This window comes from Marinobacter sp. CHS3-4, from assembly GCF_030053415.1.
In the GTDB taxonomy this organism is placed as follows: Bacteria; Pseudomonadota; Gammaproteobacteria; order Pseudomonadales; family Oleiphilaceae; genus Marinobacter.
Genome location: NZ_JASGBJ010000002.1, coordinates 348423 through 364833, shown reverse-complemented (window position 1 = coordinate 364833; position 16411 = coordinate 348423). Strand labels below are relative to the sequence as shown.

The 16411-nt window shown below is 55.2% G+C and carries 12 protein-coding genes; all 12 read left to right on the top strand.

The features are described 5' to 3' along the window. Positions 1-298 precede the first annotated feature (298 nt). The 12 genes from QLQ17_RS09670 (at position 299) to QLQ17_RS09615 (ending at position 16360) form a co-directional block, all read left to right on the top strand. Positions 299-3535: a FimV/HubP family polar landmark protein gene (locus tag QLQ17_RS09670; RefSeq protein ID WP_283209377.1), complete on the top strand. Its 3237-nt coding sequence runs from the start codon at positions 299-301 to the stop codon at positions 3533-3535. A gap of 104 nt (positions 3536-3639) precedes the next feature. Further along, positions 3640-4530 carry a tRNA pseudouridine(38-40) synthase TruA gene (gene truA / locus QLQ17_RS09665; RefSeq protein WP_283209376.1) on the top strand — a complete coding sequence of 297 codons (891 nt, stop codon included), beginning with the start codon at positions 3640-3642 and terminating at the stop codon, positions 4528-4530. Positions 4531-4540: 10 nt separating this feature from the next. After that, a complete protein-coding gene (locus QLQ17_RS09660; protein ID WP_283209375.1) occupies positions 4541-5170 on the top strand; it encodes a phosphoribosylanthranilate isomerase in 630 nt (209 codons plus the stop codon). Beyond that, the gene (trpB, locus tag QLQ17_RS09655; RefSeq protein WP_283209374.1) at positions 5157-6371 is read left to right on the top strand and encodes a tryptophan synthase subunit beta; all 1215 of its coding nucleotides are present in this window, start codon (positions 5157-5159) and stop codon (positions 6369-6371) included. Before QLQ17_RS09660 ends, trpB begins: the two co-directional genes overlap by 14 nt. A 28-nt stretch (positions 6372-6399) precedes the next feature. Continuing rightward, positions 6400-7212 (top strand): tryptophan synthase subunit alpha, encoded by an 813-nt coding sequence (gene trpA / locus QLQ17_RS09650; RefSeq protein ID WP_283209373.1) that lies wholly within the window; start codon positions 6400-6402, stop codon positions 7210-7212. A gap of 40 nt (positions 7213-7252) precedes the next feature. Further along, positions 7253-8179 carry an acetyl-CoA carboxylase, carboxyltransferase subunit beta gene (accD, locus tag QLQ17_RS09645; protein ID WP_283209372.1) on the top strand — a complete coding sequence of 309 codons (927 nt, stop codon included), beginning with the start codon at positions 7253-7255 and terminating at the stop codon, positions 8177-8179. Then, positions 8163-9467 carry a bifunctional tetrahydrofolate synthase/dihydrofolate synthase gene (gene folC, locus QLQ17_RS09640; protein WP_283209371.1) on the top strand — a complete coding sequence of 435 codons (1305 nt, stop codon included), beginning with the start codon at positions 8163-8165 and terminating at the stop codon, positions 9465-9467. Before accD ends, folC begins: the two co-directional genes overlap by 17 nt. Before the next feature lie 131 nt (positions 9468-9598). After that, on the top strand, positions 9599-10222 hold the full coding sequence (locus QLQ17_RS09635) for an SPOR domain-containing protein (RefSeq protein WP_283209370.1): 624 nt from the start codon (positions 9599-9601) through the stop codon (positions 10220-10222). A gap of 108 nt (positions 10223-10330) precedes the next feature. Beyond that, entirely contained in the window at positions 10331-10936 is a 606-nt protein-coding gene (locus QLQ17_RS09630; RefSeq protein WP_283209369.1) for a CvpA family protein, read from the top strand. Between the two features lie 35 nt (positions 10937-10971). Then, entirely contained in the window at positions 10972-12495 is a 1524-nt protein-coding gene (gene purF, locus QLQ17_RS09625) for an amidophosphoribosyltransferase (protein WP_283209368.1), read from the top strand. Positions 12496-12535: 40 nt separating this feature from the next. Next, positions 12536-13777 (top strand): O-succinylhomoserine sulfhydrylase, encoded by a 1242-nt coding sequence (locus QLQ17_RS09620; protein ID WP_283209367.1) that lies wholly within the window; start codon positions 12536-12538, stop codon positions 13775-13777. 6 nt (positions 13778-13783) lie between these two features. Continuing rightward, positions 13784-16360, top strand: a complete 2577-nt coding sequence (locus tag QLQ17_RS09615) for a DNA translocase FtsK (RefSeq protein WP_283209366.1) — start codon at positions 13784-13786, stop codon at positions 16358-16360. Positions 16361-16411: the final 51 nt, after the last annotated feature.

The following is a 16411-nucleotide window of genomic DNA, read 5'->3' as shown; positions in this document are numbered from 1 at the left end:
CCGCCCCTGTTATTTTCAGCTTGAATAGCGGAAACCGGCGATAATCTGACGCCTAAACGAGGCATATACAGACGGGGATCATCGTTTCCTAACAACATCTTCCCCTCTAAAAGTGAAAAATCGGTACAAGGAATGCGGCTGATTGATTGATAAAAGAGGTTTTATCAACAATACTTGCCGGACTGATTGTTCAAAAGATTACATAATAACGATAGAAAATTCGGCGGAAGTCATCCAACCTCGTCCGATCCTGTTCTGCAGAACAGTAACGAACAACGGAGACTGGTAAGGAAAAAGCATGAAGGTACGCAAGCTTGCGGTTGCTCTGGCTCTAGCGGGAGGGCTCGGTTCAGGTGTCGCTCAGGCACTGGGGCTGGGAGAGATAGAATTACAGTCCTACCTGAATGAACCTCTGGACGCAGACATCGAACTGCGAAAAAGTGCCGGGGTCGCACCAGGCGAGGTGTTCGTTAACCTTGCGCCCGATTCCGCTTATGAGCGAGTCGGCATAAATCGAAGTTATTTCCTTACCAAACTGAATTTCCAGGTGACGACCGCGCCAGATGGCAACCTGGTCGTCAACGTGTCTTCCCGCGAACCGCTTCGCGAACCCTACCTGAATTTCCTTGTCGAGGTGACCTGGCCCAATGGCAGGCTGATGCGGGAATACGCCGTATTGGTTGACCCGCCCGTTTACGCGGAAGAATCCGGCGTACAGGAGTCGGTGACTACGCCAACCGTGAGTCAGCAAAGCCAGCCTCAGCAGCAGTCTGCGCCGTCTCAGCCCACCAGGCAGACGAGCTCCCAGGTAACCCAGACCCGCTCCTACGGCGCACGTACCCTGGGTCCGACCAACTCTGCGGACACCCTGTGGACGATTGCGGCTCAGGTACGTCCAAACAATGACGTATCCATGCAGCAGGTCATGCTGGCCATTCAAGATCTGAATCCTGATGCGTTCATCAACAGCAATATCAACCGTCTCAAGCGCGGTGAAATATTGCGTGTCCCGGATGAGGGCCAGATTCGCAGCCGCAGCAAGGCCAGGGCTAATCAGGAAGTCGCAGTACAGAATCGTGAATTTTCGGCGCCAACCCGCACGGTTGATGCCTCCGGAACGGCTACAGAATCTGCAACAGAAGAAGCCGCAACGGGCGGAGGCGATGAGCTCCGTCTGGTCACGGCCGATGATGCTTCCAGCCGGGACCCCGAAGACGGTGGGTCTGCCGGTGGTGATGGTGAAACAGCAGGTGGCGTTGATGCCGGAACTGCGGTCGCCATGGAAGAGCTTGAAAGTGCCCGTCGGGAGAATGAGGAACTGACAGGTCGTGTAGATGACCTTCAGAACCAGGTTGAGACGCTTCAAAGACTGCTTGAGCTCAAGAACAGCCAGCTCGCTGAGATGCAGAATACCGAACAAGTGGGCGACGCCGGCAGTGAGGTTTCGGAAGCCGACGAAATGGCCGATGGATCCGCTGTGACTGGTGAGTCTGATGCCGCTTCGGAGTCTGGCGAAATGGCGGCCGAGCAGGAAATGGCCGATGGGGAGATGCCGGAAGAGTCTATGCCTGAAGAGTCGATGCCTGAAGAAGGTATGGCGGAAGAAGGCACGGATGAGTCTGAAATGGCCGAGGGCAGCGAAGGCGACGCACCTGCCGGTGAAATGGCGGAAAGCGCTGACGACTCCGCGACAGGAGAAGAGCCGGAAGAGTCTTCTGAGCCCGTCGTTGCGGAGGAACCTGTTGAGCAAGAACCCGCTGATCCGGTTTCTGAGCCAGTAAGCACCGCCCCTGCTGAAAAGCCGTTCCCGGGCAATGTTATTGATGCCATTACCAACAACTTTATCTATCAAGTGGCTCTTGGCGGCGGACTGATTGTTCTGTTGTTGCTGCTTTTGCTGCTCGCAAGACGAAATGCCAATCGGGAAAAGGCGTTTTACGATCAACTGAACAGTGAAGGCGAGGGCGACGAAACCGATTCCTTCGATCTGACATTTGATGAGGAAGACGGTGACCAGGCCTCTGACGATGACCCGGTTGCTGAGGCGGACGCCTACATTGCCTATGGTCGTCTGGACCAGGCTGCACAGACGCTCGAAACCGCTATTTCACGTGAGCCCAGTCGCACAGATCTCCGGTTGAAGCTGTTGGGTGTTTATGCAGACAGCCAGGACCGTGAATCCTTCGACAAGCAATTCCGTGAAGTTGAAGCGCTGGATGATGAAGATGCCACTGCGGAAGCTCAAGCCATTCAGGCGCGTTTGGAAGAAGCGGAGTCAATGCCGAGCATTGATGATCTTGAGTCCCAGCTGCGTTCCGACGGTGGTGACACTTCCGGCTATGAGTCTGAAGACACCGATGATTTGAGTTCCGATTTTGAGTCAGAGCTCCCGGACGACGAAACAGACACTGCAGAAACCGGAGAGGAAGACCTTTCCGAGTCAGAAACATCCTCTGACGAGTCAGACTTCGAGGACATGGATCTGGACCTCCCGGATGAAGAACCGAAGTCGTCAGACGCTGACGAGAAGCAAGATGAGGAAGACAGCCGCGACGACATGATCGAATACGATCTGTCTAGCCTCGAGTCGTCGGACGACGAAGAGTCGGATGCTGACGAATCATTGGACTATTCTCTGGACGAAGCGGACCTTGAGCAGACCTCAGAGACTGATTCCGATGAGGACGATCTGAGCTTTGACTTTGACACTTCAGAGCTTGAGGATTCTGACGCAGACGAAACTGATTTAGAAAGTCTGGACGTTCAGTCCGAGGATGACGACAGCAGCGATCTTGACCTTTCGGATCTGGAATCGGATCTGGAATCGGATGGTCCGACTGAGGAAGCTCCCACCAAGTCTGCCGAATCATCCGATACGGATGAAATTGATATTGACGGTGGTGATTTTGACGCAGATTCGCTCGACGAGTCCTTCCTCGATGAATTGGATGCGGAACTGGACAAGGTAGCTGATGAAGACGGGTCGTCCAGCGCCGAGAAAAGCTCTGAGCTGGATGATCTGGAGCTGGACGTCTCCGATGAAGACCTTGCGTTGATGGAAGAGTTTTCAGAGTCGGACGACGATACAGAGTCTGAGAAGGCTTCGAGTGATGAGCCGTCTGAAGACGCGTCGCTGGAAGAAGAGCTAGGTCTCGAGGATGCTTTGCAGGGCGACGAGCCGGCAGATCCTGAGCAGGAAGTGGAAGGTGCGGAACAGGCCGATGAAACCCTGGCCGAAGAAAAGCCGGAGCTGCCTGAAGAAGATGATGCTGATGACTCTTCGGTTCCGGTTGCTTCCCCGGACAATAGCGGAGACGGGGCTGAAAAGGATCTTGATGAGTCGGATCTTGGTGATGACGACGATTTCGATTTCTTGGCAGGAACCGATGAGGCGGCAACCAAGCTTGATCTGGCCCGAGCCTACGTCGAAATGGGCGACGTGGATGGTGCCCGTGATATTCTTGAGGAAGTCGCTCTTGAAGGTAACGATGAGCAGAAAGCCGAAGCACAGGATCTGCTCAAAAATCTCTCCTGATTCGTTATAATCAGGATCTGAAATAAGAAACGCCGGCGACTCGTGTGTTCAGCACGGGTTAGTCCGGCGTTTCTCGTGTGTGACCAGCCCATTCAGGAAGTCCTTTGTTTCAACAACCTCAGGCACTGACCACTGAAAAGTCTATCGGCAACGGCCGGGTCGTATTGGCGTTCGAGTATGACGGCCGAAAATTTCACGGGTGGCAGTATCAAAAGTCCGGTTTACGAACCGTGGAAGGCGAGTTAAGTAAAGCCGCAGCAAAAGTGGCGGATCATCCGGTTGAGCTGGTGTGCGCGGGGCGAACGGATGCGGGTGTCCATGCCAGCTACCAGATCGCGCATTTTGAGAGCACTTCTGAAAGAAGCCTTCGTTCCTGGGTGATGGGGATCAACACCGCGTTGCCAGCCGATGTTGCGGTTCACTGGGCGGGGCAGGGCGAGAACGATTTTCATGCGCGCTTTTCAGCGACTTACCGCCGTTACCGTTACGTTATTCATAACCACCCGGTACGCCCGGGTATCCAGCATGGGCAGGTTTCCTGGATATATCGAACGCTGGATGAATCGCTGATGCATCAGGCCGCGCAACAACTGGTTGGAGAGCACGATTTTTCGGCCTTCCGCGCAGCGGGATGTCAGTCACGGTCTCCGATTCGTTTTTTAGAATCCATTCAGGTCCACAGAAAAGGCCATTACCTGGTCATTGACGTACAAGCCAATGCGTTCCTACACCACATGGTGCGTAACATTGCCGGTGCGCTAATGGCCGTTGGCAAGGAAGAGCAGCGCCCGGAATGGATTCGTGAGATACTCGAATCACGAGACAGGCGGCGCGCTGGGGTGACGGCGCCGCCCCATGGTCTTTATCTGGTGGATGTTGGGTATTCATCGGATTTCGGTATTCCCGCAGCCGAATGCGGGCCTGGTTTCGTTGCTCCCTGGTTTGACGATCGCGATAATCAACCCATCAAGCCCACGCACATTCATCGTAAGTAACAGTGTCGCTATGAGAACACGGGTAAAAATATGTGGTCTTACTCGATTGCAGGACGTCGCCGCAGCGGTTGAAGCGGGCGCAGACGCGGTAGGCTTCGTGTTTTATGAGCCCAGCCCCCGAAGCGTGTCTGTGGACGCGGCTGCACGGCTTGTGCGTTCAGTGGCGCCTTTTGTAGTAACAACAGGCCTGTTCGTGAATCCGAGCAGGCAATTCGTGGAAGAGGTTCTTGCGTCTGTGCCGCTGGACTTGCTGCAATTTCACGGTGACGAAACACCTGAATTCTGTAACAGCTTCCCGGCTCGCTGGATGAAGGCCATCAGGGTCCGTGAACAGGGCGAAATTGAGCAGGCATTTGAGCGCTTTTCCAGTGCCAGTGGTTTGCTGGTGGATGCCTGGGTCGCCGATAAATACGGAGGCACCGGGCAGTCTTTCAACTGGGAGTTGATTCCTGATGAACGCCCGCTGCCCCTGATATTGGCCGGTGGTCTTGCTTCTGATACCGTAGCCACCGCTGTGAAACAGGTCCGCCCGTGGGGTGTCGACGTAAGCGGTGGGGTGGAGATAAGCAAAGGCATCAAGAGCGCCGACAAAATGATTGATTTTATAAGTGAGGTACACCGTGTCGATGAAACTGACTGAAGAAATGTTGAGCGGATTTCCCGATGCGCGGGGTCACTTCGGTGCCTATGGCGGTCGTTTTGTGTCTGAAACCCTGTTCGATTCGCTGATGACGCTTGAGAAAGAATACAAGCGGCTCAAGAACGATCCGGATTTTCAGGCTGAGTTCGACAAGGACCTGGCCCATTACGTGGGGCGTCCTTCTCCTCTGTATTTTGCAGAGCGACTTTCCCGCGAGACCGGTGGAGCGCAAATCTGGCTCAAGCGCGAAGACCTGAACCACACGGGTGCGCACAAGGTGAATAACACCATAGGGCAGGCCCTTTTGGCTAGCTTTCTGGGTAAAAAGCGCGTCATTGCCGAAACCGGAGCCGGCCAGCACGGCGTTGCCACTGCAACGGTCTGTGCCCGGCTTGGGCTGGAATGCCATGTGTTTATGGGAGCAGAAGACGTGCAGCGTCAATCGCTCAACGTTTACCGAATGAAACTTCTGGGCGCTACCGTACATTCCGTTCAAAGCGGCACAAAAACCCTGAAAGACGCCATGAACGACGCCATGCGCGATTGGGTTGCTAACGTTGACGACACTTTTTACATCATCGGCACCGTAGCCGGGCCACATCCCTATCCGCTGCTGGTCAGGGACTTCCAATCGGTCATTGGCCGCGAGACCCGTGAGCAGTGTCTGGCACAGGCCCGTAAACTGCCAGACGCGCTGGTTGCCTGTGTTGGCGGTGGATCAAACGCGATTGGCATGTTCTATCCCTTCCTCACCGATGAGTCCGTACAGATGTACGGCGTCGAAGCAGGTGGCTTGGGTATCGAAACCGGTAAGCACGCTGCGCCGTTGAGCGCCGGACGTCCTGGTGTTCTGCACGGCAACCGGACTTATTTGATGGAAGATGAGAACGGCCAGATTGCAGGCACTCATTCGGTCAGTGCAGGTCTGGATTATCCGGGAGTCGGCCCTGAACACAGCTGGTTGAAGGATATTGGTCGGGCCAATTACGTGTCGGTGACGGATGATGAGGCGATGGAAGGCTTTCGGAAATTAACGCGGGTGGAAGGTATTATGCCGGCGTTGGAAACAGCCCATGCGGTTGCCTATGCAATCAAACTGGCAGCGACGATGGAGAAGGACCAGGTTGTGGTAATCAACGTGTCCGGTCGTGGCGACAAAGATATTCAGACCGTTGCCAAACTCGATGGCATTGAGATGTAACGGCAATAAAGGACGAACAGGAGCACGCATGAGTCGAATTGAAGGGGTTCTGAAATCCCTTAAATCCCAGGGTCGGAAAGCACTGATCCCCTACATCACGGCAGGTGATCCGCATCCGGATCAGACCGTCGAGCTGATGCACACTCTGGTGAAGGCAGGTGCCGACATCATTGAGCTGGGGGTACCGTTTTCTGATCCTATGGCGGATGGCCCGGTGATTCAGCAGGCCTGTGAACGGTCTCTGGTTCATGGCACATCGCTGCGCCAGGTCATCGGAATGGTTAAAACCTTCCGTGAAACCGACGACCAGACCCCTATTGTGCTCATGGGTTATCTCAACCCCATGGAAGCGATGGGCTACGAATTGTTTGCCAATTCCGCAAAGGAGGCGGGGGTGGACGGCATTCTGACCGTGGATCTGCCTCCTGAAGAAGCCGACGAAGTCGCGCCACTGTTTACCGAGCGCAACCTCGACGCCATCTTTCTTTTGGCACCAACAACAACGGATGACCGTATTCGGGCAATCAGCGAACACTCTTCCGGCTATGTGTACTATGTTTCATTCAAAGGCGTCACCGGATCGGGCACCATCGATATCGATGAGGTGGCCTCCAAGGTTGCCCATATCCACGAGCTGACGGCACTTCCGGTGGGTGTTGGCTTTGGTATTCGTGATGCTGAAACGGCGGCAGCTGTCGGCCGGGTATCCGATGGTGTAATTGTCGGTAGTGTGCTGGTCGATACAATAGCCCGTAATCAGGCAGATCCGGTGCAGTTGAACAAAGCGCTAACTGATCTGCTTCACCCGATGCGAGAGGCGTTGGACAACCTGACCGTCTGACCGGAACTCTCAGGCGGTGTTCACAGGATAGGATGAGACGATGAGTAACTGGCTGGACAAGATCATGCCGAGCAAGATCCGCTCGGATTCCAAGCAGAGGATGGGCGTGCCAGAGGGGCTCTGGAAGAAGTGTCCCAAGTGCGGAGCGTTTTTGTACAAGCCCGAGCTGGACAAGAATCTGGATGTCTGTCCGAAGTGTAATCATCACTTGAGAATTACCGCGCGGCGTCGCCTGGATGTGTTCCTGGACCCGGACGGCCGGTTGGAAATCGGCGCCGATCTGGAGCCCTGGGATCGCTTGAAGTTTAAGGACAGCAAGCGCTATAAGGATCGCTTGAGTCAGAATCAGAAGGCGACCGGGGAAAAGGACGCACTGGTTGCCATGCGGGGCTCCACGCTCGACATCCCACTCGTTGCGGTCGCCTTCGAGTTCAATTTCCTAGGCGGATCCATGGGTCAGGTGGTTGGTGAGCGTTTTGTTCAGGCAGCTAACGTGTGTCTTGAAGAGCGCATTCCGCTGGTGTGTTTCTCGGCTAGTGGCGGTGCCCGTATGCAGGAAGCCATCCTGTCGCTGATGCAGATGTCGAAGACGGCTGCTGTTCTTGAGCGCATGAAGCAGGAAGGCATTCCCTATATTTCGGTGATGACCGATCCGGTATTTGGTGGCGTGTCCGCCAGTTTGGCAATGCTGGGCGATCTGAACATCGCTGAGCCCTATGCATTGATTGGTTTTGCCGGACCGCGGGTCATTGAGCAGACGGTTCGGGAAAAGCTCCCGGAAGGCTTCCAGCGCAGCGAATTTCTTTTGGAGCATGGTGCTATCGACATGATCCTGCACCGTCACCAGATGCGTGAGCGGATAGCCGCGCTGCTGGCGAAGTTCAGTGGCCTGGAACAAACCAAATCAGAGCAACCCATCGAATTTGAGGTATCCGAACGACCGGAATCTGATGTCCCTGCCGAATAACACGTCGGCCCGGCCTCTCTCTGCGCCGGGCCCTGACTCTTCTCTTGCAAGCTGGCTTCAATACCTGGAGTCCATACACCCCACCGAGATTGATCTGGGTCTTGATCGGGTTCTGGTCGTCTTTCGCCGGCTATTTCGTCGCAACCCGAACGCGCGGATTGTCACCGTGGGTGGCACCAACGGAAAAGGCAGTACGGTTTCAGCCCTTGAAGGCATGCTGATGGCGGCTGGCAGAACCACGGGCGCTTACACCTCGCCGCACCTTGCACGCTACAACGAGCGAGTTCGTATAGGCGGTGAAGAAATATCCGATGAAGCGATGGTGCGGGCGTTTGAGGCAGTCGAGAAGGCGAGAGGATCGACTTCACTGACCTATTTCGAGTTCGGGACTCTGGCTGCGTTCGTTGCCTTCAGTAATGCCGGAGTTCAGGACTGGTTGCTCGAAGTCGGTCTTGGGGGCCGTCTTGATGCAGTCAACATTCTGGATGCCGACATCGCCATCATTACCTCCATCGACCTGGATCATCAGGCGTTTCTGGGGAATGACCTGGAAACCATTGGATTTGAAAAGGCTGGAATACTACGTCCGCGCCAAACGGCGATTTTCGCGGACTTTGACCCGCCGCAATCCATATTGCAACAGGCAGCTGCACAGAAAATCCGGCTGCTGCGTCCAGGGCAGGGATATGAGCTTGCCGTTTCTGCTGACACGCCGCCGTCAACTTGCCTTTCGATCGACGAAGATTCTTTTTCCGTGGAAGTTCCCTCAGCCAGTCTGCCGGTCAAAAGTCTGGCGGCTGCTGTGGTCGCGATACGGAAACTGGAACCAGATCTGCCAGCTGAGCGGATCGAGCAGGCTCTGCAGTCGCTTCGCTTGCCTGGCCGCTTTGAGCATTTGAAAGAGTCGCCGCTGGTCATCGCCGACGTGGGGCACAACCCTCATGCGGCGCGATGGCTTTCAGAGCGGGTCAGTGCTCTCAAAAGACCTGGCCAGAGAGTCATTGCGGTTTATGGCGCGCTGGGTGATAAGGATATAGAAGGAGTGACCGGCGCCATGAAAAGTCAGGTTGACGAGTGGTTACTGGCTGCGCTGGCTGTTCCAAGGGGAGTGGGGTGTGAGCAGTTGACCCGTCGAGTTGGGCTTGCCACTGACATACCCGATGCCCGTTGCTTCGAGACTGTAAGCAAGGCCGTGGCTACCGCTCTGTCAGAGGCCGATAGTCAAGATATGGTTCTGATTTTCGGGTCTTTTTACACAGTTGCAGAAGGCCGGGCTGCGGTTTTATGAGCCTTTCTTAAATCTTCGTCATCACGCTGGTGATGTTTTGAGTTCCGTGGCTCGGACAGTTAGTATCGGGCTAGAATCGATGCACCGGCTATTTCATTCTTCATCACAGGGCAGCAAAGGGGACTCGCAGCGTGGACGGACTGAAACAGCGGATTATTGGTGCACTGGTGCTGGTCTCACTGGCTGTCATCTTCGTGCCCATGATGTTCGATGAGCCACACTCAGAGCGCGAAACCAGCACCATCAAGATTCCGGAAGAGCCCCCGTTTCCAGAAGTCGATATGCCAGAGCCGGACGCTGAATCCCCACCCGAATACCGCATTGAAGAGCTGGATCAGGGCAATACAGAATCAGGGGCCGAGCAATCTTCTTCGAATGGCTCTTCTCCCGGTGCAGCGGTCTCTGAAGATGTAGAGTCTGTTCAATCAGAGCCGACCGCTGGGCCCGAGCCTGCGGAAGAGTCGCCAGAAGCAGAGCGGGAGCCGGTTAAAGCGCAGGAGTATACGCGTTCGCTGGAAGGGGCCTGGGTCGTTCAGCTGGGCAGCTTCGGCAGCGCCGAGAACGCAACGCGGCTGCGGGAAAGAGTGCGCGAGAAGGGCTATAACTCCCACCTACAGAGCGTCACACGTGGCGATGCAGAGCTGACCAGAGTGTTCAGCGGGCCCTTTGCCGAAAAAGCAGAGGCGGAAAAGGCCAAGCAGGTGCTGGATAAAGCGTTTGGTCTCAATAGCCTTGTTACGTCCGGCGGTAAATAGCCAGTCGGAAAGAGTCTGGCGCTTTGGCTGCAGATCCGTGAAAGTGCGGTTTGGTCAGATGCGGATTCCTGATAGAATTCGCGCTTCTTATTTTGCACCGGGTTTCCAATGGACACGCTGATCTGGATCGATTGGGTCATCATTGCCCTGATAGCCGTATCCACTCTCATCAGTCTGAAGCGTGGCTTTGTCAGAGAAGCGCTTTCACTGGTGACCTGGGTTGGCGCCTTTATTCTTGCCCGCACCTTTCACCCGCAAATGCAGTCTCTTCTTCAAAGTACAGTGGAAACGCCACTTGTGCGACTGATTGCGGCTTTCGCCATTCTATTTTTCGGAACCCTCATCGTTGGAGCCATCATCAACAATATGATCGGCCATCTGGTGCGTGCAACCGGGCTATCGGCGACAGATCGCGTTCTGGGCATGGGGTTCGGGCTTTTGCGTGGTGTTGTTGTGGTGATCGTGGGTATTGCGTTTACCCGCTATACGCCTCTGGCTGAAGACACCTGGTGGCGCACGTCTGTGATGATTAACCACCTTGCGGTGGTAGAAGACTGGTCCAGAAGAACCCTGGGCGATGAGTTCGCCCGGTTCCTTGGGCCTGCGGGTGAGTCCGGAGGAATTTCGAATGGAACGCCTGAACGAGGGAATACGGATCTTCCCACCGATTTGCAAACGGGTAATATCGTGGAACCTGCGTCTGCGTCCCGTTAACATTCAGTTTTAACGCTTGGGAGAATACCGTAGCCATGTGTGGCATCGTCGGCATAGTCAGTACCTCTAACGTCAACCAAACGCTCTACGACGGGCTGACGGTTCTGCAGCATCGAGGCCAGGATGCTGCTGGCATTGTGACCTTTCAGGATGAACGGTTTTACCTGCGTAAAGACAACGGATTGGTCAGGGATGTCTTCCGTACCCGCCACATGCGACGTCTGGTGGGCAACGTGGGTATCGGGCATGTTCGCTATCCCACGGCGGGCAGCTCAAGCTCCGCGGAAGCACAGCCGTTCTATGTGAACAGCCCCTACGGCATCACACTGGCCCACAATGGCAACCTCACTAATGCTGACGATCTGAGCAACGACCTGTTCCGGACAGATCTGCGCCACATCAATACCAACTCTGATTCGGAGGTCCTGCTGAACGTGTTTGCGCACGAGCTGCAGAAGCTGGGCAAGCTAGACCCTACCAAGGACGAGATTTTTGCTGCGGTTCGTGCCGTACATAAGCGGTGTCGAGGGGCCTACGCCGTTATTGCTATGATTACCGGCTACGGCATCGTCGGTTTCCGTGATCCCAACGGAATTCGTCCGGCCTGTTACGGCGTTCGTCACACCGACGAGGGTGACGAGTACATGATCTCCTCGGAAAGTGTTGCCCTCAATGCGGCAGGCTTCAAGCTGGTTCGCGATATTGATCCGGGTGAGGCGGTTTACATCGAGACCGACGGAACCCTGTATACCGAGCAGTGTGCAGAAGATCCGCATCTGTTTCCCTGCATCTTCGAGCATGTGTATTTCGCTCGCCCGGATTCCATCATTGATAAGGTCTCCGTTTACAAGGCGCGTCTGCGGATGGGCGAAACCCTCGCGGAAAAAGTATTGCGGGATCATCCGGACCACGATATTGACGTGGTCATGCCAATCCCCGACACCAGCCGCACGTCGGCAATGCAGATGGCCCACCGTCTGGGGGTGAAGTTCCGAGAGGGCTTCATCAAGAATCGATACATCGGCCGCACGTTCATCATGCCCGGCCAGAAGATGCGCAAAAAGTCCGTGCGACAGAAGCTGAACCCCATCGATCTGGAATTCCGTGACAAGAACGTGATGTTGGTGGACGACTCGATCGTTCGCGGGACAACCTGCAAGGAAATTGTTCAGATGGCACGCGACGCCGGTGCACGAAAGGTGTATTTCGCATCTGCTGCGCCGCCTGTCCGTTACCCGAACGTTTATGGCATCGACATGCCGTCGGTGAATGAGCTGATTGCTCACGACCGTTCCGTTCAGGAAATCGGCGAGTTGATCGGCGCTGACTGGCTGTTGTACCAGGACCTCGATGACCTGATTACTTGTGTCAACGATGTGAATCCGGATATTGAAGGCTGGGAATGCTCGGTATTCGACGGTAACTATATTACCGGCGATGTTGACGACGCTTATCTTCAGAAGCTGGAAGCTGCGCGCAATGACGAGCAGCGGTTCAGTACGGGCAATGTCGATTCGTCAGACAACGGTATTATCGATCTCTATAACGACGAAGACTGATTGACGGCTGAAACCGTCTCTGTGTAACCAGGAGCAGGCTATGACCAAACACCGCGACCAACATGTCCAGATTCCAGAATCTGATCTGGAAGGCATGTCCGTGGATACGCTTGCTGTTAGAGCCGGCCAGATACGTACCGGTGAGCTGGAACATAGCGACGCCATCTTCCCCACGTCCAGCTTTGTATATGGTAGCGCCGCACAGGCGGCTGCGCGGTTCGGCGGTGACGAACCCGGAAACATATACAGCCGATTCACCAACCCGACAGTACAGGCTTTTGAAGCCCGACTGGCGGCGATGGAAGGTGGAGAGCGAGCCGTGGCGACGGCCTCTGGCATGTCGGCAATCCTGGCGACCTGTATGTCGCTGTTGACGACGGGTGACCATGTCATCTGCTCGCGGGGTGTGTTTGGTACAACCAATGTGTTGTTTCAGAAATACCTGGCGCGGTTTGGCGTTGAAACGTCATTCGTCAAACTGACCGACAAGGCTGAATGGCAAGCTGCCATCCGGCCGGAAACCCGGATGATTTTTATTGAAACCCCGTCAAACCCTCTGTGCGAAGTGGCGGACATGGAGTATTTGGCGGCTCTGTCCCATCGTAACGATGCGCTGTTTGTGGTGGATAACTGTTTCTGTACGCCAGTTCTCCAGCGCCCGCTAGAGCAGGGTGCCGACATTATCATTCACTCCGCTACCAAGTATCTGGACGGGCAGGGGCGCTGCGTTGGCGGCGCCGTCGTTGGCTCGGCAAAGCTGATGGAAGAAATTTACGGGTTTTTGCGTTCGGCCGGGCCTACCATGAGCCCATTCAACGCCTGGGTGTTCCAGAAAGGCCTGGAAACCTTACCAATCCGTATGCGCGCTCACTGTGACAATGCGTTAGAGTTGGCCCAATGGCTTCAAACGCAGGATTCCGTTGAGGAAGTTTATTACGCCGGGCTTGAAAGCCATCCCCAGCATGAATTGGCCAGGAAACAGCAAAGTGGCTTTGGTGGCGTGCTTTCTTTTCGCGTAAAAGGCGGTCGAGAGCAGGCGTGGGCGTTTATTGACGCGACCCGAATGATTTCGATTACTGCCAATCTGGGCGATGTAAAAACCACCATCACCCATCCTGCAACGACTACCCACGGTCGTCTGTCCGACGAAGACAAGGAACAGGCGGGTATCACTGAAAACCTGGTTAGGATTTCAGTTGGGATTGAGGCCGTGTCCGATCTCAAAGCCGATCTGCAGAGAGGCTTTGAGGCGCTCGATAATCATCGTCAGGGAAACGTCTGAGCATTCATGGCTGAGAGCGAAAAAGCGAAGAAACAGCAGGGACTTTCTGCCAAACAGGACGAAAAACGTGAACGGTTCCAGCGGTTCGTAGCCCAGGGTGCCCGCGAAGGCGCTGTGATCGCGCTGGTTGCCCTGTGTATCTACCTTGGCATGGCTCTGGTTACCTTCAGCCCGTCTGATCCGGGTTGGGCGTCCATTGGCCACGAGACCGCGGTGCAGAACCACGCGGGGCGCACAGGTGCCTGGCTGGCCAGCCTGTTGCGGGATTTTTTTGGTGATGTGGCCTATCTCTTCCCGTTGATGGTGGCCGGTTATGCGCTGATGTTGATTCGCCTGCGCAGTCGACCCATCGATCCCCATATTCCTTTGTTTCTGGTGCGATTCGGCGGCTTTTTGCTGATTCTTTTGTCGGCCACCAGTTTGTTGTCGCTGTATTCGGTATTCGGACTGGGTGTGTCTTCCGGTGGCGTGCTGGGTGCCGCTGTATCCGAGTCCATGGTGCGTTTTTTCAATTTGCCCGCTACTACTCTGTTATTGATCGCAATTTTCCTGTTTGCAATCACCGTCAGCACCGGTTTGTCCTGGTTCTGGCTAATGGATCGGATCGGCGCCATCACCCTTCGCTTCTTAAACAGCCTCCGGATGATATTCCAGGGCTCAACATCGAATAAGACCAACAAGGGCGCCGTTGAAAAGGTCAAAACGGCAGACAACGCCAAACCAAAAAATGATCCACCTGTGGTTCGGGATGAGGTGACGCACTACCCGAAACCCAAAAAGACGTCCTGGTGGAAGAAATGGCTGCCGGATGGCAAGAAGAAAGCTAAATCGCTTGCCAGAGAACGCATGGAACCGGCAATAGAGGGTATGCCAGCCGGCTCTTTTGAAGATCAACCGCGGTTGGAAAGTTTTAGCTCTCGGGACGTGTCCGACGCGCCGAAAAAGTCGACCAACACGCCATCTCAGGACAGCAAATCCGCCAAGTCTCTGAAAATATCGCCCTTCAAGCGGGACGAGCAGTCGAAAGAGAAAAAAGCCCAGGAAAAGCAGGGCTCGTTACTTGAGGATATAGAAAGTCCCATTCCTCCCATTACGTTGCTCGATCCGCCGGAGGAGCATAAAGAAAAAGGTTACTCCGAAGAATCACTGCAGCACATGTCCCAGTTGCTGGAAGAGAAGCTTGCAGACTTCGGGGTGTCGGTCGAAGTGGTTGAGGTAAACCCTGGCCCGGTAATCACACGGTTTGAGATCAAGCCGGCCGCCGGGGTGAAGGTCAGCAAGATTTCCAACCTGGCTAAGGACCTGGCCCGGTCTCTGGCTGTGCTGAGTGTGCGCGTGGTTGAGGTGATTCCTGGCAAATCCGTTGTCGGTATTGAGATACCGAACGAAGAGCGCGAGATGGTGCGCCTCAGCGAAGTGCTGAATGCTAAGGTATTCCAGGAATCGTCTTCTGCGCTCACGCTGGCGCTGGGTAACGACATTGGCGGTAACCCCATGGTTGCCAATCTGGCCAAGATGCCCCACTTGTTGGTTGCGGGTACGACCGGTTCCGGTAAATCCGTGGGCGTGAATGCCATGATTCTGAGCATGTTGCTCAAGGCAACGCCAGAAGAAGTGCGGTTCATCATGGTTGACCCGAAAATGCTCGAGCTGAGCATCTACGAGGGCATACCGCACCTGTTGTCACCGGTGGTGACTGACATGAAGGATGCTGCCAACGCATTGCGCTGGTGTGTGGCAGAGATGGAGCGCCGCTACAAGCTGCTGGCCAGCCTGGGTGTCAGGAACATTGCGGGTTATAACCGTAAAATTCGAGACGCTGCCGCTGCCGGTGAGCCAATTCTGGATCCGCTCTGGAAGCCGGACGAATACCTGGCCAATGATGAGCAGGAAAGACCGGAGCTTGAGACACTGCCTGCCATCGTGGTGGTGATCGACGAATTTGCCGACATGATGATGATTGTCGGTAAAAAAGTGGAAGAGCTGATCGCCCGGATTGCCCAGAAAGCCCGAGCTGCGGGTATCCATCTGATTCTGGCAACCCAGCGCCCCTCCGTGGACGTTATCACCGGTTTGATCAAAGCGAACATTCCAACCCGAATGTCTTTCCAGGTGTCGTCAAAAATTGACAGCCGTACGGTGCTGGATCAGGGCGGCGCAGAACAGCTTCTCGGGCACGGCGATATGCTTTATCTGCCGCCTGGCTCCGGGCTGCCTGTGAGGGTCCACGGCGCCTTTGTGGACGACGACGAAGTGCATCGGGTTGTCAGCGCCTGGAAAGACCGTGGTGAGCCCGTTTATGTGGACGACGTGCTGAATGGCGCGGAAGGCGAGAGCCTGCCAGGCGTACCTACATTGAGTGAAGGTGGCGGAGACAGCGAAGGCGACGCTCTGTTCGACGAGGCCGTGGCCTTTGTGACCGAGGGGCGACGGGTTTCAATTTCTTCGGTTCAACGCAAATTCAAGATCGGCTACAACCGCGCCGCCAATCTCGTGGAGGCAATGGAAGCCTCCGGGGTTGTTAGTGCGGCCGGCAACAATGGCGCCCGAGAAGTTCTGGCGCCGCCGCCCCCCAGAGACTAGGAGTAGGTCCGTGATCAAAAGCAAGCAAGGTCTCAATCGTTGGTCAGTTGT

Excerpts from the sequence above, each read along its gene's own strand:
- folC (WP_283209371.1), top strand. The coding sequence starts at position 8,163 with ATGTCCCTGCCGAATAACACGTCGGCCCGGCCTCTCTCTGCGCCGGGC.
- trpA (WP_283209373.1), top strand. The coding sequence starts at position 6,400 with ATGAGTCGAATTGAAGGGGTTCTGAAATCCCTTAAATCCCAGGGTCGG.
- QLQ17_RS09615 (WP_283209366.1), top strand. The coding sequence starts at position 13,784 with ATGGCTGAGAGCGAAAAAGCGAAGAAACAGCAGGGACTTTCTGCCAAA.
- purF (WP_283209368.1), top strand. The coding sequence starts at position 10,972 with ATGTGTGGCATCGTCGGCATAGTCAGTACCTCTAACGTCAACCAAACG.
- accD (WP_283209372.1), top strand. The coding sequence starts at position 7,253 with ATGAGTAACTGGCTGGACAAGATCATGCCGAGCAAGATCCGCTCGGAT.
- QLQ17_RS09620 (WP_283209367.1), top strand. The coding sequence starts at position 12,536 with ATGACCAAACACCGCGACCAACATGTCCAGATTCCAGAATCTGATCTG.
- QLQ17_RS09670 (WP_283209377.1), top strand. The coding sequence starts at position 299 with ATGAAGGTACGCAAGCTTGCGGTTGCTCTGGCTCTAGCGGGAGGGCTC.
- QLQ17_RS09630 (WP_283209369.1), top strand. The coding sequence starts at position 10,331 with ATGGACACGCTGATCTGGATCGATTGGGTCATCATTGCCCTGATAGCC.
- trpB (WP_283209374.1), top strand. The coding sequence starts at position 5,157 with ATGAAACTGACTGAAGAAATGTTGAGCGGATTTCCCGATGCGCGGGGT.
- QLQ17_RS09660 (WP_283209375.1), top strand. The coding sequence starts at position 4,541 with ATGAGAACACGGGTAAAAATATGTGGTCTTACTCGATTGCAGGACGTC.